Origin of the sequence: Campylobacter concisus, assembly GCF_902460595.1 — a bacterium.
GTDB lineage: Bacteria > Campylobacterota > Campylobacteria > Campylobacterales > Campylobacteraceae > Campylobacter_A > Campylobacter_A concisus_BL.
This window is the reverse complement of sequence record NZ_CABPVA010000049.1, coordinates 1-601: the sequence shown is the minus strand read 5'-3', so window position 1 is coordinate 601 and position 601 is coordinate 1. Positions and strand designations below refer to the sequence as shown.

Genomic DNA, 601 nt, shown 5'->3' with positions numbered 1-601 from the left:
GTTGTGGTTATATTACGAAGATGGTTTAGAATATTTGAATTTTTTAGAAAATCATAATATAGAAATTTTAGGTTGCGAAGCATTATTATTTTATCCAGACAAACAAAGCGTAGAGCCAAATCAATATCATGACTTTTCATTGGAAGATTATCCATTAACAAGTAAAAATTTAATATGGTATCCAAACAAAGAAAAAAAATAAATATGATACTTGTAGGAATTTCTTTTATGATAGATTTGAAATAGTGAAAGAATTGAGAAAAATAGGGTACGATATGTTGTTTCAAACAGAACTGGATTTATCTATTGCAAAAGTTGATTAATTTGCAATCCAGAAAAGCTCATTTGCTAAAAATTTAGCTCTAAAGCAAAGTGGCGAGAATAGATTTAAACTTGAAGAGGTAAATTTAAAAGAGATAAAAGCAAAGATCGAGGCTAAATTTAAAAAACTAGGCAAAGAGCTAAGCAAGCAGGAGCTAAATGCTGAAATTTTAAAAGAGGCTATAAGTAAAGATAGCACCCTTTATGCTCTAAATTTACACAAAGACTCATATCTATATGGCACATCTACAAAGGTATTTCATAACCTAAGACTAGACAT

Annotated in this window: 1 protein-coding gene; it reads left to right on the top strand. The window is 28.8% G+C overall.

The window, feature by feature from the left end; all coding sequences use genetic code 11:
* The coding region (locus F3G86_RS10605) for a hypothetical protein (RefSeq protein ID WP_188116474.1) at nt 1–202 on the top strand (202 nt) is incomplete at its 5' end.
* Nucleotides 203–601: the final 399 nt, after the last annotated feature.